This window comes from Treponema sp. JC4 (genome assembly GCF_000260795.1).
Lineage (GTDB): Bacteria > Spirochaetota > Spirochaetia > Treponematales > Treponemataceae > Treponema_D.
Window position 1 is genome coordinate 1 of record NZ_AJGU01000136.1, and the last position, 460, is coordinate 460.

Sequence of the window (460 nt, forward strand, 5' to 3'; positions counted from 1 at the left end):
TTTTTTATTTATCTTTATTTTTAGTTAATTTTCTAATAATTGAATTGATAGTTAATTCGCTTAAATTTTAAAAAAATAGTCATATTAATTAAAAAAATAAGGCAATGGGAGATTAAATTAAACTAACTATATTTTATTTTTCTGCAATAATACAAATCCATGGATTATCACTACGAGTATAGGATGTAATATGTCTAAAACCTACTTGGGATAGTATGTTACATAATTCATCTTCAGAATAAACATTCATATCTAATATCTTAATAATTTCACCCATACGTTCATATGTATCATCACACAGTTTTTCATCATTACATATAAAAAATTTACCACCTTTTCTAAGAACACGATAAACTTCCTTGAAATCATATTCTATATTAGGCCAGAAGTAAATAGTTTCAAATCCACTTATCATATCAAATAGTTTCACAATCAAATGGTATATCTGATACAGAACCTT

At 24.1% G+C, this 460-nt stretch carries 1 pseudogene; it reads right to left on the minus strand.

Annotated features, from left to right (window positions below):
• Positions 1-133 precede the first annotated feature (133 nt).
• Positions 134-460, minus strand: a pseudogene (locus tag MSI_RS13640) (class I SAM-dependent methyltransferase); the annotation flags it as partial.